Below are 20,905 nucleotides of genomic sequence, written 5' to 3'. Positions count from 1 at the left end.
TTTCTCTCGCTCCTGTGTCTTGCTCTTCTATTCGTTTCTTGCTTTTCCCCCCCCCCCCCCCCTCCCGCCCCCCCCCCCCCCCCCCCCCCCCCCCCCCCCCCGCGATCAGGTCCAGCCCTTCGACGGCGGGAAGTCCACGATCCACGATCATCGCGTCGAACGGACGGGTCAGCGCGAGATGCAGCCCGGTATGGCCGTCGGCCGCCCGCTGTACGGCGTACCCTTCGTCGCCGAGCACCCGGCCGAGCATCCCGGCCAGGTCGGTGTCGTCCTCGATCAGCAGGATCCGCGGGCTCATCCCACGCCCCAGCCGGCCGTCGCGTGAAGGTTGCCGTCGGCAAGCACACCGAGCCCTTCGTACCCGGGCAGCAGGACCCCGGGCCAGTCGTCCCCCGCGACGAACGCGGCCGTCGCAAGAACGTCGGCGTACTCGAGCGACGCCCCACTCACCGACACCGACAGCCACCGGCTCTCCACCGCCCGCCCGGTCCGCGGATCGTAGAGGTGCGCGCCCCGGGCAGCCGTACCGCTCGTCGCCACCGCTCCGGAGGTCCGCGCCAGACTGGCGACCACCCGCCCCGGATCGTGCGGATCCTGGATCCCGATCGTGAACGGCTCCGCGCTCGGACAGCTGACGAGTACGTCGCCACCCGCGTTCAGACACCAGTCGAGCCCACCGACGGAACGCAACCGCTCTCCCGCGCGCTCGACCGCCCAACCTTTGACCAGTCCGGACGGATCCCACCCGCCGTCCGGCAGGTCGGCGGAGAACAGCCCGCCGGTCAGCTCCCGCGCCGCCGCACACCGCTCGGCCACCTCCCGCACGTCCGGGGCGACGTCGTCCCAGTCCACCTCGCCGCGCCCCAAGCGGCTCACGTCGCTGTCCGGCTGGTACGGCGAGAAGACGCGATCGACCTCGTGCAAGGACGCGTACAGCTCCCGCACGGCGGCGTCCGCCGCCTCCGATCCCGCAGACGGGCCCCGGGCGAGCACGCTGATGGGCATCCCCATCACCTGCTCGACCCAGCTCCGTTTCATGACGCCGACGCTAGAGCCCGATCCCTGTGAACAAGCTGAGCCGTGTACGCGGCGAGGTGCTGCGCAATCACCCGCTCCCAAGTCATCCGGGGAGCTGTGTGCCGATTGTGAGCCTGCAGCCGATCGAGTACGGCGGGATGCGTGAGCAGCGCGGCCGTGGTCCGCGCCATCTCCGCGTCGGTGTCGACGAGGAAGCCCTCGACACCGTTCCGGATGAACTCGCCGACGCCGCCCGTCGACATCGCCACCACCGGCAGCCCCGCGCACCGCGCTTCGAGTGCCGCGACGCCGAACGACTCCAGCTCGGCCGGCGCCAGATATACGTCAGCGGACGCGTACAACTCCCGCAACTCGAAGCGGGTCAGCCGGCCGGGCAACTCCACCCACGGCGCGAGGTCCCGCCGCCGCGCATCGAGCGCCCGTTCCCGCGGCCCCGATCCTGCGATCACCCCACGCAGCTGGATCCCCGGCGGGACCAGGGACCGGATCGCCGCGAGCGTGTCCAGCAACGCGAGCGGCCGCTTCCGCCGGGCCAGCCGCATCGTGCTCACGATCGTCAACGGATGCCGCTCCCGCGCAGCCGGCCGCCAGGCAGCGGGGTCGACGCCGTTGTGCAGTACGTCGACCGCTCGCCCCGGGAGCGACCGCCGCATCGCCGCGGCGACCGCCTCGCTCACCGCGGTCCACCCGACGTCACCGACGTACCGGTCGAGCTGGCCCAACGGCCACGGCATCGTTGGCCCAGGCAACGAATGTACGGTGACGATCGCCGCCCGGGCCAGCCGCGCCGCCCGCCACGCCAGCGGCGACACGATCGACGAGTGCGCGTGCACGATGTCGTACGACGGCAACTCACCCCGCAACCGCTCCATGGCGGCACGCACCGGTACGCCGGCCACCGCCGGCAACCGTACCACCGGTACTTCGGCCGACGGCCCTTCGATCAGCGTGTACACCGTGACGTCGTGCCCCGCGCGGATCAGTTGTACGGCGAGATCGTGGACCTGCAGCTCGATCCCACCGAGCCGCGGCAGGTAGACGTCACTGACAAGCGCGACCCTCACGCCGCCACCGCCTGCGCACCACCCGACGAACGACGCTGCAGCGACGTCCAGATCGCCAGCATGACACCCCCGACCGGGATCTCCATCAGGAACGTGAACCCGCGGAACAGCAGCAACCCGGCCGCAACGCCGGCCGGGTCACCGCCGAGCGCGACCAGCGCCGCCGACGTACCGATCTCGACGACACCTGCACTGCCCGGCGTGATCGGTACCAGCGTCAGCAACCTCTCGACCGCGAGCGCCGTGAACAGCACCGCCAGGCCGAGCGGGACGTGCAGTACGTGGAAGCACAGCCACAGCAGCGCGAGCTGCAACGCGAGGTACGCGACCATCCCGCCGGTCATCGGCCGCCAGCCGGTGCGCATCAGGTGCAGTGCCGTACGCCGGAACCGGGGAAGGCGTTCCTGCAGGCGCGAACGCCGCAACACCTGGTCCAGCAGGCGGCCGATGGTCTCGGCGACCCGCTCGTCGGCGAGGATCCACACCCCGAGCAGGACGGCGACCGGCACCGGGAGGAACAGCAGACTCCCCTTGCCGAACGCGGCGGCGCTGTGCAGGATCGGCGTCAGGCCGAGCGCGACCGCGATCACGCCGAGCTTCGACGCGACGTTCAGCAGCGTCGTCACGGCAAGGAATCCCCCGAACGCGCGCCGGGTGAATCCCCAGCGGCGGACCATCGTGAAGTTGAGCGCCGTACCGACGGCGCCGCCGAGCGGGAGAACGTTTGCTACCGCGCTGCCGGTCAGGCTCAGCGTCAGCCCACGGCGCTTGGACAGCCCGGGCAGGGACGCGGCGAGCACGAACGAATGTGCCCACAACCCGGCGATCCAGACAACCGCGAGCAGCACCAGCGAGCCGACCGACACCCGTTCGAGTACGTTGCCGACCTCGCGCCAGGTCGACCCGACCGCTCGGGGCAGGAACACCACCAAGGCCCCCGTCACCAACGCGCTCAGGACAGACGTCAGCAGCCGCCGTTGCCAACCCGCACGCCGTTCTCGCTCGTTCATCGACCCCAGACTGGCGCTCCGATGCTGAGAGGGTGCTGAGAGCAACTAGCCCGGTCCCGAGCGGCATGCGATCCTCGGAGGATGGCCGGGCCCTTCACCCTGGTGGCGTTCCACGCGCACCCGGACGACGAGGCGCTGCTGATGGGCGGCACTCTGGCGCGGCTCGCCGCGGAGGGACATCGCGTCGTGCTCGCCGTCGCCACGGACGGCGAGGCGGGGGCGGCCGCTTCGCCGTTCCGGTCGGGCCCCGGTCTGGCCGCGGTCCGGCGGGACGAACTCGAGCAGTCCGCGGCCGCGCTCGGCTGCGCGCGGGTGGTGCGGTTCGGGTTCAAGGACTCCGGGTCGTCCGGACCGCCAACGGACGGCGGGTTCAGTACGCTCCCGGTCGAGGAGGCCGCGCAACCCTTGATCGAGCTGCTCCGCGAAGAGCACGCGGACGCGCTGACGATCTACGACCCGGCCGGTGGGTACGGTCATCCGGACCACCGGCAGGTCTACACCGCGGGCGTGCACGCCGGCGCGCAGGCCGGTACGCCGTTGGTGCTGGAGGCAACGATCGACCGGCGGCTGATCCGCCGGCTGGTCCGGATCGTGGAGGCCATCCCCGGCATACTGCCCGCGGTGACCGCCGCGTCGTACGACCACGCGTACTCCCCCAGCGAGGCGATCACGCATCGGGTCGACGTACGGCGCTACACCCGGCAGAAGCGTGCGTCGTTCGAGGCCCACGCCAGCCAGGCAAGCTCCGACGAAGGCGCCCGCACGCTGTCGCTCCTCCTGAAACTCCCCCACTGGCTGTTCCGCCCAATGCTCGGCACCGAGTGGTACGTCGAACACGGCCGCACCCCCAGGGCCCCCCTCGACGACCTGTTCGCGTCCCTCAGACCCGACGCGTGAACTGATACGCGGGTACGGCGACGGCGGTGACGACGAGGTGCATCAACATCAGGCCTGCCACGCCGGTTGCTGAGGTGGACGGAATGAACTTGGTGGCCATGAGCAACAGGTCCGGGAGCATGGACAGGACGAGCACGGCGGGGACCAGCACGCGCAGCACAGCAGCCGGGTTGGTGGAGCGGCGTGCGACTGTCGTCCAGCCCGCGTAACCGGCTGCCGTTCCGAGCAGGGTCAGCGGGACGAACACCTGCGGCGTCAGTGGTGCGAAGCCGGGGGCCGCACCGAGCGCGACAGCTCCCTGTGCGACCAAGTAGTTGAGGCCGGCCGCGAGCACCGCGGCGCCGAGCAGGGCCGCGAACCGGATCCCGGTCCGGCGGCCGAGCGCTGTCGGGTGCTGTTGGACATCGATCGAAGCCATCGGGACCACCTCCGCAGTCGGTACGTATCTCGTACTAATTCGACGGTAGCCGACCGCTCGGCCAATGGCCAGGGGATCCTCCAAATCAGTCCGAAACTCGTACTGTTAGCCCTCGTGGGCGGCGATGATCGTGGTGAGCAGGGCGGCGAGGGTGTCGCGTTCGGTCGGGTCGAGGACCTGGAGCATCCGCCGGACCTCGGTGCGCAGCAGGCGTTCGAACTCCTCGGCCACCTGCGCGCCGTGCTCGGTCGGCGTGACCACGAAGTTCCGCCGGTCGGTCTCGTCCGGTACCCGGACGACCAGCCCGGCCGCCTCCATCCGGGCGACCACGCCGGTCATCGTGGATTTGGTCAGCCGCAGCGCCGACCCGAGCCCGAGCATGTTCGTCGGCTGCCGGTGCAGGATGAACAGCAGCCGCGCCTGCTGCATGGTCAGACCGAGGTCCGAGCTGATCCGCTCGTACTCCTCGGTCACCGCGGTGGCCGCCCGGATCAACGCCGGCCCGGCCGCCAGCACCTTCGGCTTCGCCGCCATCGACACCCCTTTCGACCCCCGTCCCAAGGCCCCAACGATAGCCCTGAAATTCAGCTGAGACCGGCGGCAACTTTTCGGGCCGGTCCGGATTCCAATCCGGTACGACGGAGGCCGGGGATGCCTCCGCGTCAGGGGAGGACACCACCATGATTCGCAAGACCGTAGGACTGGCCGCCGCCGCTGTGCTGTCCGTGGGGATCGGGTCTGCCGCGACAGCTCAGGCGCAGCCGAGTACGACCACCGGGCAAACCGCGGCCGCGGCCGCGTGCGCGCTCCGGCTCGGGTCGGTGACGTCGACCGGCGCGTTCACCAGCCGGATGATCAACGCCACCGCACCGATCACCGTCGGCGGGGTCCGGGGCACCGCCGGCGTGTTCGGCGCGAACCAGGTCCAGCACATCAGCACGTTCACCGGCACGCCGCTGACCAGTGGCGGGGAGGCGCGGTCCGGCCTCACGGTGCTGGGCGGCGCGCTGTACGCGAGCTCGTTCGTCGTCGACAGCGAGAGCCAGATCGACCCGCACTACCCGCACAACAACCTCCGCATCGGTGGCGGTTGGTCGAACTACCGCTGGATCGAGCAGTCGGTGCTGCAGCCGGCCAACGCCGGCAACCCGGCACGCGTCCTGCTGTACGGGCAGCGGACCGACGGCGCCACCCAGCGCTGGGTCTCCGACGGCGGCGGCTGGCGGATCACCGCCGGGGTCGGCGGGCTCAGCACGGTCAAGGGCATCGCGCTGATCGGGCGCACGGCGACCACCGAGACGTTCCTGGCCAACACCCGGACCGGTTCGCTCGTCACGGTCACCTGGCCGACGAAGTACCTCGCCGGACCGACCAGCAAGGTCGTCCGGAGCAGCACCTGGCAGGGCTTCGAGCAGCTGATCGCGACCAAGTGCGGCACCAACGGCACGCTGCTGCTCGGCATCGACCGCGACACCAAGTCCGGTTACCTGTACGCCGTCAGCCACGCAAACGGCACCAGCACGGCGATCAAGAGCCTGGGCAAGGTCCCGCTGACCTTCTCGGACCCGCAGTACTTCCGGATCGCCCCGAAGTACGACGTCCTGAACGGCGGGTAGTACTCAGAGTGCACCAGCCGGCGCGCCGTCCTCTGGGTTTTCCGACCGGAGGGCGGCGCCGCCGGGCGCTCCCGTATGATGGGCGGAGCTTGACCGGTGGTGGGGCTCGCCGGATCGAACTGTCGTCGACCGGCGGCCAACAGTCCCTACCTAGTGACCTCGCGGCGGCCCGCCGGAGGTCGGTTCAGGTAGGAGGACTCTCTGTGCAGGACGACCCCGTCAACCCCTTGCCCAGGGGCGCGGTCGACTCGGACGTCGACCTGCGGATCGACGGCCGACCCCGGCGGACGCACGACCCGGTCGTCATCGGGGTGATCGCCGTCGGCGGCGCGATCGGCGCGGCCGCCCGGTACCTGATCGGCCTGGGCTGGCCGACGCCGCCGGACGGGTTCCCGTTCGCGACGCTGGCCGTCAACATCGTCGGCTGTGGGCTGATCGGGATCCTGATGGTGCTGGTGACCGACGTACTCACCCAGCAGCGGCTGGTCCGACCCTTCCTGGGCACCGGTGTGCTCGGTGGGTTCACGACGTTCTCGACGTACGCCGTCGACATCGAGCGCCTCATCTCCGGAGGGCACGCCGGGATCGGGCTGTTGTACCTGGCGACGACCGTCGTCGGCGCACTGGTCGCGGTGCGTACCACCGTCACCTCGACGCGGGCCCTGATCACGTGGAGGAGCCGATGACACGGCTTCTGCTGGTGATCGCCGGCGGCCTGGTCGGAGCGCCGTTGCGGTATGTCGCCGACCGCGCCGTCCAGGCCCGGCACGACTCGCTGTTCCCGTGGGGCACGTTCAGCGTCAACGTGCTCGGCTCGCTGGTCCTCGGGTTCCTCGCCGGGGCGTCGACCGCGCTGCCGCACAGCGTCCAACTCCTCGTCGGCACCGGCTTCTGCGGCGCTCTGACGACGTACTCGACGTTCTCCTACGAGACGATCCGGCTGTTCGAGGACCGCGCCCGGTTCCTCGCCGCCGCCAACGTGATCGCGAGCGTCGTCGCCGGCCTCGGCAGCGTCTTCCTCGGCGTCGCCGTCAGCCAGGCCGTCTGGAGCTAGCGGTCACGAATCGCGATCCCCGGATAGTCCAGCACCAGACCGGCGGCGTCGTACGTCAGCTCGCATTCGAAGTCGAAGGTCGCCGACTCGTAGTGGAACACGTGCCGCTGCCCGTCGGAACTCGTCAGCGTGTAGCGCTGTTCGAGGCGGATGACAGTCAGGTCCTCCGCACGTACGAACGCCGCCGGCACCTCGTACGACGCCCCGGCCGCGAACGGCAGGCGGTGGATCGGAAGCGTGTTGGTGACCGCCGACGACTCGAAGTCGACGTCCAGGCAACCGTCGAGGTCGGGGCGTGCCGTCCCGTTCACGGTCCAGCCGTCGACATCCCGTTCGAGCACGACCTCATGATCACCACCCGCCGTCGAACCAACGGCATGCACCGACCGCGTCGTCCAGCCCGGGTCGACGGTGATGTCGTAGCCGACGTACCACAGCACGTCGCCCTCGCGAGCCGACGTACGGCCACGCAATCGGCCGGCGTCCGCGAACAGCACCTCGAACCCGGAGCGCAGGCCGCTGTGTGCCCACGAAGCCGCGGGCGGCAGCGCCGTCAGGTTCATCGTGCCAGCACTCTAGGGCCGGGTGTCAGACGAGGTAACGGTCGCCCGGACGGACGATGCGGAACCAGCGGCAGCCGTACGGCGGAAGGTCGACCGGCATCGTCCCGTCATCCCGGACGGTCGCCGTACGGTCGGCGAACAGGTCGACCGCGCGGACCCCGGTTCCGGCCCCGGCGACGGCCAGCGTGACCTGTGCGTCCGCGGGCGCGAAGTTGTGCACGGCAACGATCGTGCCGCCCTCGTGATCCGAGCGGTGCGCGAACACCGACGGGGCCTCGGTCTCGAGGATCGTGCAGGTCCCCCAGGACAGCTCCGGACACTCGCGGTACCGGCGGATCAGCAGCTTCATCCAGTTGAACAACGAGTCCCGGTCACGGCGCTGCGCGGCGACGTTCACGTGCTCCGGTCCGAACTCGCCCTCGGCCATCGGCGCCGGCAGGTCGTCCGGATCGGCCGTCGAGAAACCGCCGTTGAGGCCGGTGGTCCATTGCATCGGCGTCCGTACCGCGTGCCGGTCCGGCGCCGCGAGGTTCTCCCCCATGCCGATCTCCTCGCCGTAGAACAGCACGGGCGTCCCCGGCAGCGAGAACAGCAGGCTGTAGACCATCCGGATCCGGTCCGGGTCGTTACCCAGCATCGGCGGCAGCCGCCGGCGCAGACCACGGCCGTAGAGCTGCATGCTCTTCTCCGGCCCGAACGCGTCGAACACTTCCTGCCGTTCCGCCTCCGACAGCTTGTCCAGCGTCAGCTCGTCGTGGTTCCGGACGAACATCGCCCATTGCCCGTCCCCCGGCGGATCCGGCCGCTGCCGCAACGCCTTCACCAGCTCGGCCGGATCGTTGCGCGCCAGGGACAGGTACAGCCGCTGCATGACGATGAAGTCGAAGCACATCGTCAGCTCGTCGCCGTCCGGACCGTAGAAGCGCTGGACGTCGGGGTACGGCAGGTTGACCTCGCCGAGCAGCATCGACTGCCCCTGCCGCCGGTCCAGGAACGACCGCAACTCGCGCAGGTAGTCGTGCGGGTCCGGCAGGTTCGCCGCGTCCTCCGCGCCTGCGGTGTCGATCAGGAACGGCACCGCGTCCACCCGGAACCCGGACAGCCCCAGCTCGGACCAGAACCCGATCACCCGCTCGATCTCCTCGCGGACCTCGGAGTTCGCGATGTCCAGGTCGGGCTGGTACTTGTAGAACCGGTGCAGGTAGTACTGCCCTGCCTCCTTGTCGTACTGCCACAGACTCGTCTCCTGGTCCGGGAAGACGACGCCCTTGTCCGCGTCCGGCGGCGGCTCGTCGCGCCAGACGTACCAGCCCCGGTACGGCGATTCGCGCGACGCCCGCGCGCTCCGGAACCACGGGTGCTGGTCGGAGGTGTGGTTGACGACGAGATCGGCGATCACCCGGATGCCGCGGTCCTTGGCCAGGGTGATCAGCTCGACCAGGTCGCCGTGCGTTCCGACCCGGCGGTCGACGCCGTAGAAGTCGGTGATGTCGTAGCCGTCGTCGCGGTCCGGTGTCGGATAGAACGGCATCAACCACAGGCAGGTCACACCCAGCTCGGCCAGATGATCGATCCGTTGACACACGCCGCGCAGGTCACCCCGCCCGTCACCGTCGGTGTCGAAGAACGTCTCGACGTCCAGGCAGTAGATCACCGCGTTCTTCCACCAGACGTCCGCGGTCTTGGTCAGGCGCATGCCCGGCCGGTACCCCGCGCTCCGGTCCCTACACGGGGGTCCTATCGGTAGCGACGATGGACGTTGTCGGTCGTGGAAGCGCCCGGGGCCCAGTCGGCGATCCACGGTCCGGTGCCCTCGGACGGGTCGACGACGCCCTCCTCGAGCCAGGTGTAGGCGCCGTCGAGAACTCTCGAGGCGAGGCGGTGGTCGCTGTCGTCGGTGTTCGACCACAACGCGTCGAACAGCCGCTCCACCCGCAGCCGCGCCTGCTCGCAGAACACACCCGCCAACTGGTAGGCGGCCTTGCCCTGAACGGGATTCGCGGCCCGCAGCGTCTCCGCGTGGGAACACGCGGCGGCCATCGCGAAGAGCTCCGCGCCGATGTCCACGATCCGGCCCAGGAAGCTCTGCCGGTACTCGAGCTTCGCCTGCCAGCGCGCCATTCCGTAGAACGTCTGCCGGGCCAGCTTGCGGGCCGACCGCTCGACGTACCTCAGGTGACCGGACAGCGGACCGAACTCGCCGTACGAGCGCGGCACCGATCCCTTGCCGACGGCGAGCTGGGGCAACCATCGCGCGTAGAACCCGCTCGCGCCGACCGCGGCCCGCGCCTTGTCCTGCAGACCGGCCTCGGCCGAGGCGAGGTCACCCGCCGCAGCCAGGTGCGCGTCGACCGCCTCGCGGGCGATCAGCAGGTGCATGATCTCGGTCGACCCTTCGAAGATCCGGTTGATCCGCAGATCGCGCAGCACCTGCTCGGCCGGTACGGCCCGTTCGCCGCGGGCCGCCAGCGAGTCGGCCGTCTCGTAGCCGCGTCCGCCACGGATCTGGACCAGCTCGTCGGCGATCTTCCAGGCCATCTCGCTGGCCCACAACTTCGCTAGCGCGGCCTCGATCCGGATGTCCTTGCTGCCCGCATCGGCCAGCCGCGCTGACAGCTCCAGCACCGACTCGAGCCCGAAGGTGGTCGCGGCGATGAACGAGATCTTCTCCGCCACCGCGGCGTGCTGACCGACCGGCCGGCCCCACTGGACGCGTTCCGTGGACCATTCGCGGGCGATCTTCAGGCACCATTTGCCGGCGGCGGTGCAGGTCGCGGGGATCGAGAGCCGGCCGGTGTTCAAGGTGGTCAGGGCGATCCGCAGGCCGTCGCCTTCGCGCCCGAGACGGTTCCCGGTCGGCACCCGGACCTGGTGGAACCGCGTCACGCCGTTCTCGATCCCGCGCAGGCCCATGAACGCGTTGCGGTTCTCCACCGTGATGCCCGGCGAATCCGCCTCGACTACGAACGCGGTGATCCCGCCGCGCCCACCGGGGTGTTCCGGCACCCGCGCCATCACCACGACCAGTTCGGCGATCACCCCGTTCGTCGTCCACAGCTTCACGCCGTCGAGCAGGTACTCCGTACCGTCCTCGGTCGGCGTGGCACTGCAAGCCAGCCGGGCCGGGTCCGAACCGACGTCGGGTTCGGTGAGCAGGAACGCCGTGACCGCGCCGGCCGCGCAGCGGGGCAGGAACGCCTGCTTCTGTTCGTCGGTGCCGAACTGCTTGACCGGCTCGGGTACGCCGATCGACTGGTGCGCCGAGACCAACGCGCTCAGACTCGGGTGCACCGAGGCGACCAGCATCAGCGCCTCGCCGTAGTGCGACATCGACAGGCCCAGACCGCCGTACTCCCGCGGAATCTTGATGCCGAAGACACCCAACTCGGCGAGACCCTTCAGGTACTCGTCGGGGATCTTCGCCTCGCGCTCGATCAACAGACCGTCGAGCGTCTCGCAGTACGCGCGGAGCTTGGCGACGAACTCGGCACCGCGCGCCGTGTCCTCCGCGGTCCCGGACTGCGGCTGTGGATGGATGAGCGACAGGTCGAAGTCGCCCAGGTACAACTTCTTGGCGAAGCTCGGCCGGGTCCAGTCGCTCTCCCGCGCCGCTTCGGCAACCGACCGCGCTTCCCGCTCACTGACGTCCGGCACGTTGACCCCTCCAGCTCATGTTTCTCCCCCGGTACCCGACGGTCAACGTGTAGCCACGTGACGTATAGGCGCAGGTGGCCCGGTCCTGACATTGTCGTGTCGTTCCTTTCCGCCCTGAAATAAGTGAGGAGCAACCGATGCAGGACTCCGCCCCACCACCACGCCGGCTCCGCCGAGCGCTGGGTGTCGTGCTCGGAACCGTCGCCCTGACGGTCACCTCGGCGGCGATCGCGTACGCCGAACCGCCGCACAACCTCCCGCAGAACGCGGACGGCTACGAGCAGTCGTTCTCGCCCGCGTACGACTACGACACCGACGGCTGCTACGCCACGCCCGCCATCGGACCGGACGGCACGCTGAACCCGGGCCTCAACCCGACCGGCGCGCTGAACGGCAACTGCCACGACCAGTCCGACCTCGACAACTCCCAGACCTATTCCCGCGAGAAGTGCAACAACGGCTGGTGTGCGATCGTCTACGCCAGCTACTTCGAGAAGGACCAGGCCCTGCCCGGCAGCAGCCTCGGCGGCCACCGGCACGACTGGGAGCACGTGATCTCCTGGGTCGACCAGTCCACCAACCAGGTCGAGTACGTGACCACCACGCAGCACTCGAGCCAGGTCACGTACCCGCGCTCGCAGGTCCGCTTCGACGGTACGCACCCGAAGGTCGTGTACCACAAGGACGGCGCGAGTACGCACTTCTTCCGGCTCGCCAACAGCAACGACGAGCCGCCGGAGAACTACTACCACGACTGGCGCTACCCGCCGCTGGTCGGCTGGAACGGCTATCCGAGTACGTCGTTGCGCGACATCTTGATGACCGCGGAATTCGGGGCCGCCACGATCAAGATCACCGACAAGGACGACCGGTTCCGCAACCTGCTGAACGCGTCCAAGCCGTCCGGGATCCCGTTCGACCCCTGGGCCTGATCGATACGGGCCTGATCGATACGGGCCTGATCGATCCGGGCCTGATCAACCGCGGCGTGCGCGTTCGACGGTGGGCGCGCACGCCGTCAGCGATTCCACGATCAGGTCGATCATCGCCGCGTGCCGCTTGGTCGCCGGCTCGACCTGGCCGAGCGCGACCGTGTCCAGGAACACCCGGCTCACCACCAACTCGGCCGCCGCCTGCACCCGGACCCGATCGGCCATCACGTCATCGGCGCCGGCCAGTACGTCGGCCACCGTCGCGGTCGCGTCCGCGAACATCTCCGCCGCCCGGGACGCGATCTCCGGCCGGCCTTGCGCCTCGCGGAACACGATGATCCGGACGGCGCGGTCGTTCTCCAGTTCCTCGGCCATGGTCGCCACGATCGCACGCAACCGCTGCCGTACGGTCCGGCCGCGGGCCGCGGAGCGCAGTACCTCGCTGGGCGCCGGGCGTTCCTGCACCACCGCGAGCAGCAGGTCGAGCTTGGTCGCGAAGTGGTAGAACACCAGCCCCGACGGGACGCCGGCCTCGGCGGCGATCCGGGCCGTCGACGTCGCGTCGTACCCGTGCTCCGCGAACAGCCGCTCGGCGGTCTCGACGATGACCTGCCGTTTGGTGGCTCGTGCCTGCTGACGGGCACTGTGCTGGTGCTCCGATGCGGTCATGATGGCTGGGGGGCCGGCCAGACTTCACCTTTCCGCTCGGCAGCGAGCACGGCGGCCCGCTTCAGGGACTTGAACACGTAGTCGGGTACGCGGAGGCCCCGGCGATGTGCCCACAGCAGCTCGTGTTCGGCCCGCCCGACCTGCTGTGCGTACTTCCGCAGCTCCGCCTCGCCGCCGTTGCTCAACCTGAGCTTGTCCATCACTTCCCCGAACTGCGTCACCTGCAGCTTGTTGTAGGCACCAGTTACTTCGAACGTACGCCTCCGGAGCCCGCGCGTCAGCCACTTCTGCCACCCCGACAGCTGATCCCACAGCTGCTGGGCAGCCATCTGGTAGTACGCGAAGTGGCCGGGCTCCTGGCGGCGGATCGGCGAGACCACCGTGGCTGCGATGGCCCGCTCCCCGAGCTCGACCAGCCCGGCGTGGAGCCTGTTGTACGCGAGCACGGCGGAACGCTCGGTGGCCAGCCCAGTCAGGTAGTAGAGCATCCGGCTGACGTCCTGCACACCCGGCACCTTCCCGAGTGCACCGAGGAACTTGAGGCTGAACGACACCTGGTCGAGGTTCGCCTCGTGCGGCTCGACGCCGAGCAGGTCCTGCAACTTGTCGAGGATCTGCCCGTGCCGGGTCTCCTGCGGCATCCAGACGTCGGCGTAGAAGTGCCGGTCGACCTCGGGCGGGTCGGGCAGCAGGATGTTCAGCTCGAGCACGTTCCGCTCGACCTCGAGCTCGACCCGGGTCATGTAGGCCAGCACCGGGCCGAACCGCTCGGCCAGCAGGCCGGGCTTCTTCATCGTGTAGTCGACGCCGCCGAGCGGGATCGGCGGATGTTCCTCGCCGAGCCGGTCGACGTGGTCGGCCATCCGGGAGTCTTCCCGCCGGCGGCCTCGCCGGCGCGGGATGGTCAGATCGCTCAAAGACATAGGCGGCACCTCGCTCGGTCGTCAGGGATGCGCGCTCGATCCCCCCTGGCAAGGCTAACAACTAGCTGACTGATCAGTCAGTCAGAAGACTGTGACTCAGGGAACAACCAGGGTGCCGGCTCCGGTTGTTCCCTGAGGACAGTTGTGCCTACTTGGCGATGGTGTAGCGAATTGTGTCGTTGCGGAGGACGTCTCCGTTCACCTTGACGAGCTTCAGCACGTGCTGACCGTTCTTCAGCCCGGTGGCGCTGAACACGGTCCGGTTCGTCACCCGTACGTCACCGTGCAGGTTGACCCGCTGTACGGGCTTGCCGTCTAGGTACACGTCGGCGTCACCCTGGTCCGGTGCGAGGGCCGTACTCCAGTCGACCCCCGTGCCGGTGAAGGTGAAGCCGACCGCGGCACCGTCGGCCTTGGTGGCGTGGATGTCGTCGCGGTAGTCGCCGCGGAACCGTACGTCGAGCGACGCGTTCCCGACCGGCAGCGTCGCGAGGTACGCCTTGCTGATCGTGACGACGTTCCCGTTCACCGTGTAGTCGGTGCCCTCGACCAGATCCTTGCCGCCGTACGCGATGCCGTCGAGCTCGCCCGGGTCCCGTCCCAGCGTGACGCTGACGTCGGCCGGGGCGTTCTTGTCGAAGGCCGCCGTGTCCGGGTTGAGCAGACTCTCCTGGCGAATGTTCAGCTTGTCCAGCAGCATGAACTGGCCCGACTTCTTCACGCCACGAATGGTGTGCGTACCGTTCGGCAGGTCCGAGATGCTGTACACCACCTGCTGGGGTTTGTTGTGCCCCAGCGACGGATCCAGGTACGTACTCACGGTCTGCTTGAGCTCGCCGTCGATGTAGATGTCGACGTCACCCTGCCCCGGATCGGTCTCGGTCACGTAGTCCACCCCGGTCCCGACGAACTGGTACGAGAACGAGTCGCCGTTGGTCTCCGTCCACTGCACGTCGTCCTGGTAGTCACCGAGACCGCGCCCGGAGCTGTAGTTCCAGTTGCCGGTGTAGACGATGCCGGAGTTGTTGTTGTTCACCTCGATGGTCCGGCTCGGCAGGTCGGCGGCCTTCGCCATGGCCTGCGAGGAGTCCGTCACGCCGACGGTCAGCGCCTGCGAGACCGCGGGCACCTCGTAGTTGTCGTTCCGCTCCCAGGCGCCGTCGTACGACACCCGCAAGTCGTCGTCGTTCACGCTGATCGTGGCGCCCTTCTGCGGCGTCACCTTGAACAGCCGGACGCCGTGGATCGGCACGCTCTTGGCGGTGTAGCCCGACGCGAACGTCCCGAGATCCTTGCGGTCCCACAGGTCCCGCACCTTCGCGGAACCGTTCAGGCCGAGGTCGGCGAAGTCGATCGTCATGTCGGCGTCGGTCTGACCAAGGTTGAACAGGGCAACGGTGTACGAGCTGTCCGCGTTCAGCGCGTACCACACCTGCCGGTTGGTCTTCGTCGACACCGGGTGCGCCGGACGGCCGGCCTGGTCGACCGCGATCACCTCTGGGTTGGTCAGCAGGCTGAGGCCGTACGAGTCCAGGTTCGTCATGTCGTTGCCGATGTACATCGGCGCCGCGGACACCGCCCACAAGGTGGCTGCCGTACGGCGTTCGTCCTTGGTCAGCCCGTCCATCGAGCCGTTGCCGACGTCGAGCGAGTCGAGGTCGTTCCAGCCGCCCGGACCCGCGTGCCGCCACCAGTCGGCAAGCTTCGGGAACAACCGGTTGATGTTCGGCCAGGCGGTCAGCGCCGTACCCGTGCAGTAGCACTCGACGTCCCACTCGATCCGCCAGCCGTTCGCGTACTGCTTCCAGTAGTCGGCGTAGTTGATGTCGAGTGCCCAGGAGATCTCGAGCCAGATCTTGTACTTCGCCAGCGCCTGCGACCACGCCTTCACGTCGTCGCGGGCATCGACCGACAGGTCGCTGATCCCCGAGCCCGGCGTGACACTGTCGAACTTGAGGAAGTCCAGGCCCCAGGAGCCGAACAGGTCCGCGATCGAGTCGACGTACTTCTGCGCACACGGTTTGGAGAAGTCGATGCGGTACCCGATCCCCCAGTAGTCGGCCTTCTGCAGCGGCAGCACCGGAAGATCACCGGTCGTACATTCCGGGGCGCCGTAGATCGGGAGCTTGGCGTCTATCACGGCCTTGCTGATCCCCGGGATCGTGTACAGGCCGACCTTCTGGCCGTTGGCGTGGATGTGGTCGATCACTGCCTGCAGGCCGTCCGGGTAGAGCTTCTTGCTCGGGGTCGGGCGGCCGTACGCGTCGATACCGTCGTTCCAGCCCGCGTCGATGTTGAGGTAGTCGTACCCGTACGGCTGCAGCTTCGCGTGCATCGCGTCGGACTGCTTGATCAGCTGGTCGGCGGTGATCCAGCTACCGCCGTTCGGGTTGAAGACCTGCATGCTGTAGCTGCTCCAGCCCATGTAGGGCTTGGCGGCCTTGTCCCCGGCCGGGCCGGACAGCACTTGGGTGCTGACGGCCGGCGTGGCCGGTGCTGCTGACGACGTACTCAAACCTGCCGGCAGCAGCCCGGCGACGACGACCGCGGCAAGCGCGGCGCGTAACACCCTGCTCCGAACGGATCTGGTCATGGCGGTGACCTCTTCCCAGAGACCTCAAAGGAAAACCGAATCGGATAGGATATTGGAACTATTACTTAACCGTGTCAAGATTCTGGGCGAAAGTGGCGCAGTGGTGCCGCTCCGCGAAGTCCGTCGAGATCGTCGGACTCGGCAGCTGGAAGGACAGGACCTTGCCCGTACGCCCGGACGACGGCCACGGTACGTCGTGGGTCGCCGGGTTACCGGTGGCGGCGAAGCTGACCCACGCGGCGCGCATCGTGTCGGCGAGCTTGGTCTGGGCGGGGTTGAGGGGCTGCGGGAAGGGGGCGTTCGGGAGGTCGAACAGGTACCACAGCTCGGAGCCGTGGGTGGCCACCGAGAGGGTGCCGGGCGGGGTGAACAGGAACGGGGCGGTGTCGTCGTTGAACTCGTAGGCGTGGGCGTCGGTCCAGTTGTCGACCTGCTGCGCCGAGCAGGCGAAGGTGGCGTCGCCGATCAGCGTGCCGAAGGCCTTGTCGGGTGATGAGAAGGCTGACAGCGGATAGGTCTTGGCGATGGCTGCGGCCTGGGTGGGGGCGATGCGGAGGGCGGTGCCGATGTTCTGTTCGTAGTTCTCCGCGGTGACCGGGGTGGTGTAGGGGATGTTGTAGCCGCGGCTCACTACGTGGCCGCCCAGGGTGAAGAGGGCTTCCTCGTCGTGGTTGCTGCCGTTGAGGACCGGGACGTGGTTGAAGCGGCCGGCGGCCAGGGCGGTGCCGATCGATTCCTTCAGGACCGCGCCGTCGATCGCGCCTGGGATCAGGTTGTCGAGATTGTCGACGAGCGTTTGGACCGGGACCTTGCGCAGACACGCGGCTGATTGGTCCGCACAGCCGACCTTGGTGGCGAAGTCCTTGCCGAAGGCTTCTGCTTCGGCCAGCGATTTCTGCTGGAGTGCGAACGCGCCGCTCTCGACGATCGCCTTCTGGAACAGGCCCTTCGAGCTGCGTGAGGTGACGTGGGCGAGGACCGACAGGCCGCCTGCCGACTCACCGGCGATCGTGACGTTGTGCGGGTCGCCGCCGAACTGGCCGATGTTGCGCTGCACCCAGCGCAGGGCGGCCTGCTGGTCCATGAGGCCGTAGTTGCCGGCCGCTCCCCCACGCGACGCCAGCGCCGGGTGGGCGAGGAAGCCGAGCGCTCCCAGCCGGTAGTTGATCGTGACGACTACCGCGCCGGCCTTGGCGAGCTTGGTGCCGTCGTAGCTCGCGCCGCTGTCCGCGGTCAGGCCGCCGCCGTGGATCCACACCAGTACCGGGCGCTTGGTGACGGAGTACGGGTTTGCCGTCGACACGTTCAGGTACAGGCAATCCTCACTCAGCGCCCCCGGCGGCGCGATACCCGGCGCCTGCGGACACCCGGGCCCGTACGCGGTCGCATCCCGGACACCCCGCCAGGACGGCGCGGCCTGCGGAGCCCGCCACCGCAGCTCGCCAGTAGGCGCCGCCGCATACGGAATCCCGCGGAACGCAGAAGTGCCGTCAACGGAGAGCCCCCGCACAACACCATTGCCCGTGACAACCACCGGACTCACCTCAGCAGCGGAGGTGGACGCAGCTTGCGCCGTGGTCGCGCCGGACGCGGCTTGTGTTGCCGGTCCGGCAGCTGCAGCAGCCGTGATGCTCAACCCGACTGCCGCGGCCGCCAAGGCCGCGGCAGTCGCGGTCAGGGTGACGCGGGTGCGTCGGGACAGGACGGATTTCATTTGTCTACCTCGTGCTGGAGAGTGGTTGCCTTTGTCAGCGCCTACTCTTCAGCGGGTGACCCTCCTGTCGCCCCAGGGTAAATGCCTGGTGTTACGCGGGGACGTGCCAGTGGGTCGGGCCGTTGGAGCCGGCCTCGTACTCCTCCAGTGGGACCTCGCCGGTGCGCCACGCGTCCACGGCCGGTTCCACGATCTCCCAGCAGCGTTCGGCGACGTCGCCGCGTACGGAGAGCAGCGGGTCGCCGCGGAGGATGCCGTTCAGGACCTCGCCGTACGGGAGGACCGGGGAGCTCGGCAGCGTCGCGTCGAGGAAGACCTGACCCATCGTGTACGGCCCGTCGACGCCGAGTGCGGGCACGGACAGCGACAACTCTCCCGGCTTCAGACCGATCCGCAGCGTCTCGCCGTCGCGACCGCCGTGCAACCCGGACGGCAGGTGCCGCAGTGGCTTGAACTTGACGACGATCTCCCTGCGCGCCACCCCGAGCGCCTTCCCGGAGCGCAGCGTGATCGGCACGCCCGCCCAACGGTTCGTGTCCACCTCGACGGTCAGCTCCGCGAGGGTCTCGGTCTCCCGCGCCGGGTTCACGCCGGCTTCCTCGGCGTACGACGGAACGCCGCCGCCGGCCGTGTACCGCGCCCGCCGGCTCGCCTCCAGCGGCGACCCGTACAGGTGCGTACTCCGCAGCGCCCGAGCCATCTCGCTCCGCACCTCGACCGCGTCCATCGTCGCGGGAGCGTCCATCGCGAGCAGCGCGAGCACCAGCAGCAGATGACTCTGGATCATGTCCACGAGCGCACCGGCGTTGTCGTAGTACTGCGCGCGGCCCTCCAGCCCGAGCGTCTCGTCGTACACGATCTCGATGCTCTCGATGTGCTCCGCGTTCCACACCGGCTCGAACAGCCGGTTCGCGAACCGCAGGCCGATCAGGTTCAGCACCGCGGTCCGGCCGAGGAAGTGGTCGACGCGGTGCACGTTCTCCTCCGGCACGAGCGTCCCGACCAGCTTGTTCAGTGCGCCCGCCGACGCGGCATCCGTACCGAACGGCTTCTCGAACGCCAACTCGGTGCCCGCCGGCAGGCGTACGCCCTGCAACGTCTCCACGATCGCGGTCGTGACAGCAGGCGGCAGCGAGAAGTACAGCACCGGCGCGGGACCGGCCAGGGTGAGCAGCGCACGGAGATGGGTGGCGTCCGTCGGGTTACCCGCGACGTACTGCGTGGTCGCCAGAGTCTCGGTCGCAGCAGGGCTCAGCTCGGCGCCCGGCTCGACGGTGAACGCGGAGCGGACCCGCGCGGTCCACTCGTCCGGGGCGAGCGGCGACCGGCCGGTGCCGATGATCCGGACGCTCGTGGCGCGCGGCCCGGCGAGCAGGCTGCCCAGGCCGGGCAGCAACAGCCGCGCGCTGAGGTCACCACTGGCACCGAAGATGACGACGGTTCGTTGATTCGACACGATGAGATCCAACCATGCCGACGGGAACCGCATTCCCTACGCATCCAAGGCGGGATACGGGGTGTCCGGCAGCCCGAGGTTCCGCCACACGAACCGCGGCACCCGCCCGAGGAAACCGCGCAGGTACGCCGAGCAGTGCGCGATCGCCGGCTGGCTGTGCTCCCCCGGCGAGAACCACACCCAGTCCCGCTCGATCTGGAACGGCACTCCCTGCGCCGCCATCAGGTACTCCATCTGCCGCGGATGGATCACGTCGTACGCGTACTTGGCGTCCTGCGCGTGCACCGCGAACTGCTTGTTGAACGCCGCGCTCTCGAACTCGATGCCCTTGCCCAGCCCCTTGCGCCCGACCGTCAGCGGCGGCATCTGGACCGGCAGTTGGAACCCCAGGACCGGCTCGACGTGGTGATCGGTGACGGTCCTCGTCTGGGTGTTGCCGTTGGCGTCGGTGTACGACTCGGTGCGCGTCGTCTGCCAGTGGTGCCTGAACGCGACGAACGACGGCCCGTCGCCGTCCCGGCCGCGGACCACGTCCTCGGTGCGGTGGTGCGACCCGCTGCGGCTGATCGGCGTGAACTCCAGCAGACTGTCGTCGACGCCCACCCAGTACCAGTCCGGGTGATGGTAGAACGTCAGCCGCCGCGGCGGCTCCGGCTGGATCCACCGGTCCAGCGGCGTCGCGTCGATCGCCGACGCGATCGCGCCGAGCTGCTCCAGCCAGGGACCGAGCCGATCGAGGTCCTTCCGCGGCGGATCGAGTACGACGAGCTGATCCCCGTCGACGCTGAGGTTGACGCCCGGCTGCGCCGACGCGAGCGCGGTCAGCTGCTGACACAACCCGGACGTCAGGACGTCCTGTGCGTACGCCGGATCCAGCGCACCGACCTGCCAGCCCGGGCCGAGCTGCGGCGGAGCGGCCACGGCGTGTGCGAGTACGCCGTACCGCGGCTTCGTGTCGCCGCCGGTGATCCACAGCTCGGGCAGGCGGCGGGACAGCGTGACCATGCCGACCCAGCCCGACCAGTACGACGACTTGTACTCGATCACCTGGAACGCCCGGCCGGCACTCGTCGTACCGGTGATCTGGTCGTCCGGATGGCGCGCGAAGCCGAGGCCGAACGGCGGGTTGCCCAACCGTGCGACGGACTCCCAGGTCGGGCTGTTCACGAACGTCCAGCCGCGTTGCCGGATCGAGCTGATGTACGCCTGCCGCCGGACCAGCGCGATGATCCCCCACGTGATCCCGCAGACAACGAGAACGATCGCGATCACCAGGAGGACGACCAGGAAGCTCACCCCCAGGA

At 69.0% G+C, this 20,905-nt stretch carries 21 protein-coding genes; 6 read left to right on the top strand and 15 right to left on the bottom strand.

What is annotated here, in order from left to right; all coding sequences use genetic code 11:
- Nucleotides 1-250: response regulator (locus ACZ5BU_RS24415; protein WP_465702679.1), on the bottom strand; the 250-nt coding region annotated here is incomplete at its 3' end.
- Here ACZ5BU_RS24415 and ACZ5BU_RS24410 point away from each other — a divergent pair.
- Entirely contained in the window at nt 191-325 is a 135-nt protein-coding gene (locus ACZ5BU_RS24410; protein ID WP_465702407.1) for a hypothetical protein, read from the top strand. The two genes, ACZ5BU_RS24415 and ACZ5BU_RS24410, sit on opposite strands and share 60 nt — an antisense overlap.
- Here ACZ5BU_RS24410 and ACZ5BU_RS24405 read toward each other — a convergent pair.
- From ACZ5BU_RS24405 to ACZ5BU_RS24395, 3 genes are read right to left on the bottom strand one after another with little or no spacing between them, the layout of a single operon-like run.
- Entirely contained in the window at nt 295-1,038 is a 744-nt protein-coding gene (locus tag ACZ5BU_RS24405; protein ID WP_465702405.1) for an FAD:protein FMN transferase, read from the bottom strand. The genes ACZ5BU_RS24410 and ACZ5BU_RS24405 overlap by 31 nt on opposite strands.
- Nucleotides 1,035-2,102, bottom strand: a complete 1,068-nt coding sequence (locus ACZ5BU_RS24400) for a glycosyltransferase family 4 protein (RefSeq protein ID WP_465702404.1) — start codon at nt 2,100-2,102, stop codon at nt 1,035-1,037. Before ACZ5BU_RS24400 ends, ACZ5BU_RS24405 begins: the two co-directional genes overlap by 4 nt.
- On the bottom strand, nt 2,099-3,112 hold the full coding sequence (locus ACZ5BU_RS24395) for a lysylphosphatidylglycerol synthase transmembrane domain-containing protein (protein ID WP_465702402.1): 1,014 nt from the start codon (nt 3,110-3,112) through the stop codon (nt 2,099-2,101). Before ACZ5BU_RS24395 ends, ACZ5BU_RS24400 begins: the two co-directional genes overlap by 4 nt.
- Before the next feature lie 81 nt (nt 3,113-3,193).
- Between ACZ5BU_RS24395 and ACZ5BU_RS24390 the strand changes: the two genes are divergently transcribed.
- A complete protein-coding gene (locus tag ACZ5BU_RS24390; RefSeq protein WP_465702400.1) occupies nt 3,194-4,009 on the top strand; it encodes a PIG-L deacetylase family protein in 816 nt (271 codons plus the stop codon).
- Here the strand turns inward: ACZ5BU_RS24390 and ACZ5BU_RS24385 are convergent.
- Complete coding sequence (locus ACZ5BU_RS24385) at nt 3,993-4,427, bottom strand: DUF6069 family protein (RefSeq protein WP_465702398.1); 435 nt, start codon at nt 4,425-4,427, stop codon at nt 3,993-3,995. The two genes, ACZ5BU_RS24390 and ACZ5BU_RS24385, sit on opposite strands and share 17 nt — an antisense overlap.
- Nucleotides 4,428-4,532: 105 nt before the next feature.
- Entirely contained in the window at nt 4,533-4,961 is a 429-nt protein-coding gene (locus ACZ5BU_RS24380; protein ID WP_465702397.1) for a MarR family winged helix-turn-helix transcriptional regulator, read from the bottom strand.
- A 146-nt stretch (nt 4,962-5,107) separates the two neighbouring features.
- Between ACZ5BU_RS24380 and ACZ5BU_RS24375 the strand changes: the two genes are divergently transcribed.
- From ACZ5BU_RS24375 to crcB (ACZ5BU_RS24365), 3 genes are all read left to right on the top strand, one after another.
- Entirely contained in the window at nt 5,108-6,043 is a 936-nt protein-coding gene (locus tag ACZ5BU_RS24375) for a hypothetical protein (protein ID WP_465702395.1), read from the top strand.
- Nucleotides 6,044-6,246: 203 nt separating this feature from the next.
- Complete coding sequence (gene crcB, locus ACZ5BU_RS24370) at nt 6,247-6,729, top strand: fluoride efflux transporter CrcB (protein WP_465702393.1); 483 nt, start codon at nt 6,247-6,249, stop codon at nt 6,727-6,729.
- On the top strand, nt 6,726-7,097 hold the full coding sequence (crcB, locus tag ACZ5BU_RS24365) for a fluoride efflux transporter CrcB (RefSeq protein WP_465702392.1): 372 nt from the start codon (nt 6,726-6,728) through the stop codon (nt 7,095-7,097). Before crcB (ACZ5BU_RS24370) ends, crcB (ACZ5BU_RS24365) begins: the two co-directional genes overlap by 4 nt.
- Here crcB (ACZ5BU_RS24365) and ACZ5BU_RS24360 read toward each other — a convergent pair.
- Genes ACZ5BU_RS24360 through ACZ5BU_RS24350 form a run of 3 tightly spaced genes read right to left on the bottom strand, consistent with a single transcriptional unit; the run spans nt 7,094 to nt 11,314 of the window.
- Nucleotides 7,094-7,660 (bottom strand): putative glycolipid-binding domain-containing protein, encoded by a 567-nt coding sequence (locus ACZ5BU_RS24360; RefSeq protein ID WP_465702391.1) that lies wholly within the window; start codon nt 7,658-7,660, stop codon nt 7,094-7,096. The genes crcB (ACZ5BU_RS24365) and ACZ5BU_RS24360 overlap by 4 nt on opposite strands.
- A 25-nt stretch (nt 7,661-7,685) precedes the next feature.
- The gene (locus ACZ5BU_RS24355; protein WP_465702389.1) at nt 7,686-9,356 is read right to left on the bottom strand and encodes an alpha-amylase family protein; all 1,671 of its coding nucleotides are present in this window, start codon (nt 9,354-9,356) and stop codon (nt 7,686-7,688) included.
- A gap of 41 nt (nt 9,357-9,397) precedes the next feature.
- On the bottom strand, nt 9,398-11,314 hold the full coding sequence (locus ACZ5BU_RS24350; protein ID WP_465702388.1) for an acyl-CoA dehydrogenase family protein: 1,917 nt from the start codon (nt 11,312-11,314) through the stop codon (nt 9,398-9,400).
- 137 nt (nt 11,315-11,451) lie between these two features.
- On the opposite strand from ACZ5BU_RS24350, the gene ACZ5BU_RS24345 reads away from it, so the two are divergent.
- Nucleotides 11,452-12,246: an NPP1 family protein gene (locus tag ACZ5BU_RS24345; protein ID WP_465702387.1), complete on the top strand. Its 795-nt coding sequence runs from the start codon at nt 11,452-11,454 to the stop codon at nt 12,244-12,246.
- A gap of 45 nt (nt 12,247-12,291) precedes the next feature.
- Here ACZ5BU_RS24345 and ACZ5BU_RS24340 read toward each other — a convergent pair whose 3' ends face one another.
- The 6 genes from ACZ5BU_RS24340 to ACZ5BU_RS24315 all read right to left on the bottom strand — a co-directional run bounded on the left by ACZ5BU_RS24340 (nt 12,292) and on the right by ACZ5BU_RS24315 (nt 20,897).
- On the bottom strand, nt 12,292-12,915 hold the full coding sequence (locus ACZ5BU_RS24340; protein ID WP_465702385.1) for a TetR/AcrR family transcriptional regulator: 624 nt from the start codon (nt 12,913-12,915) through the stop codon (nt 12,292-12,294).
- Nucleotides 12,912-13,838: a GTP-binding protein LepA gene (locus ACZ5BU_RS24335; protein ID WP_465702384.1), complete on the bottom strand. Its 927-nt coding sequence runs from the start codon at nt 13,836-13,838 to the stop codon at nt 12,912-12,914. The genes ACZ5BU_RS24340 and ACZ5BU_RS24335 overlap by 4 nt, the downstream gene beginning before the upstream one ends.
- A gap of 148 nt (nt 13,839-13,986) precedes the next feature.
- The gene (locus ACZ5BU_RS24330) at nt 13,987-16,431 is read right to left on the bottom strand and encodes a X2-like carbohydrate binding domain-containing protein (RefSeq protein WP_465702383.1); all 2,445 of its coding nucleotides are present in this window, start codon (nt 16,429-16,431) and stop codon (nt 13,987-13,989) included.
- A gap of 61 nt (nt 16,432-16,492) precedes the next feature.
- Nucleotides 16,493-18,145 carry a carboxylesterase/lipase family protein gene (locus tag ACZ5BU_RS24325; protein ID WP_465702381.1) on the bottom strand — a complete coding sequence of 551 codons (1,653 nt, stop codon included), beginning with the start codon at nt 18,143-18,145 and terminating at the stop codon, nt 16,493-16,495.
- A gap of 91 nt (nt 18,146-18,236) precedes the next feature.
- Complete coding sequence (locus ACZ5BU_RS24320; RefSeq protein ID WP_465702379.1) at nt 18,237-19,601, bottom strand: glucose-6-phosphate dehydrogenase; 1,365 nt, start codon at nt 19,599-19,601, stop codon at nt 18,237-18,239.
- A 36-nt stretch (nt 19,602-19,637) separates the two neighbouring features.
- Nucleotides 19,638-20,897 carry a hypothetical protein gene (locus tag ACZ5BU_RS24315; protein ID WP_465702377.1) on the bottom strand — a complete coding sequence of 420 codons (1,260 nt, stop codon included), beginning with the start codon at nt 20,895-20,897 and terminating at the stop codon, nt 19,638-19,640.
- Nucleotides 20,898-20,905 lie beyond the last annotated feature (8 nt).

This window comes from Kribbella sp. NPDC031520, from assembly GCF_055580825.1.
Note: the sequence above shows the minus strand (reverse complement) of the source record. Positions and strands in the feature narration are given on the sequence as shown.

Excerpts from the sequence above, each read along its gene's own strand:
- ACZ5BU_RS24410 (WP_465702407.1), top strand. The coding sequence starts at position 191 with ATGGCCGTCGGCCGCCCGCTGTACGGCGTACCCTTCGTCGCCGAGCAC.
- ACZ5BU_RS24405 (WP_465702405.1), bottom strand. The coding sequence starts at position 1,038 with ATGAAACGGAGCTGGGTCGAGCAGGTGATGGGGATGCCCATCAGCGTG.
- ACZ5BU_RS24395 (WP_465702402.1), bottom strand. The coding sequence starts at position 3,112 with ATGAACGAGCGAGAACGGCGTGCGGGTTGGCAACGGCGGCTGCTGACG.
- ACZ5BU_RS24390 (WP_465702400.1), top strand. The coding sequence starts at position 3,194 with ATGGCCGGGCCCTTCACCCTGGTGGCGTTCCACGCGCACCCGGACGAC.
- ACZ5BU_RS24385 (WP_465702398.1), bottom strand. The coding sequence starts at position 4,427 with ATGGCTTCGATCGATGTCCAACAGCACCCGACAGCGCTCGGCCGCCGG.
- ACZ5BU_RS24380 (WP_465702397.1), bottom strand. The coding sequence starts at position 4,961 with ATGGCGGCGAAGCCGAAGGTGCTGGCGGCCGGGCCGGCGTTGATCCGG.
- ACZ5BU_RS24375 (WP_465702395.1), top strand. The coding sequence starts at position 5,108 with ATGATTCGCAAGACCGTAGGACTGGCCGCCGCCGCTGTGCTGTCCGTG.
- crcB (WP_465702392.1), top strand. The coding sequence starts at position 6,726 with ATGACACGGCTTCTGCTGGTGATCGCCGGCGGCCTGGTCGGAGCGCCG.
- ACZ5BU_RS24360 (WP_465702391.1), bottom strand. The coding sequence starts at position 7,660 with ATGAACCTGACGGCGCTGCCGCCCGCGGCTTCGTGGGCACACAGCGGC.
- ACZ5BU_RS24355 (WP_465702389.1), bottom strand. The coding sequence starts at position 9,356 with ATGCGCCTGACCAAGACCGCGGACGTCTGGTGGAAGAACGCGGTGATC.
- ACZ5BU_RS24345 (WP_465702387.1), top strand. The coding sequence starts at position 11,452 with ATGCAGGACTCCGCCCCACCACCACGCCGGCTCCGCCGAGCGCTGGGT.
- ACZ5BU_RS24340 (WP_465702385.1), bottom strand. The coding sequence starts at position 12,915 with ATGACCGCATCGGAGCACCAGCACAGTGCCCGTCAGCAGGCACGAGCC.
- ACZ5BU_RS24335 (WP_465702384.1), bottom strand. The coding sequence starts at position 13,838 with ATGTCTTTGAGCGATCTGACCATCCCGCGCCGGCGAGGCCGCCGGCGG.
- ACZ5BU_RS24330 (WP_465702383.1), bottom strand. The coding sequence starts at position 16,431 with ATGACCAGATCCGTTCGGAGCAGGGTGTTACGCGCCGCGCTTGCCGCG.
- ACZ5BU_RS24325 (WP_465702381.1), bottom strand. The coding sequence starts at position 18,145 with ATGAAATCCGTCCTGTCCCGACGCACCCGCGTCACCCTGACCGCGACT.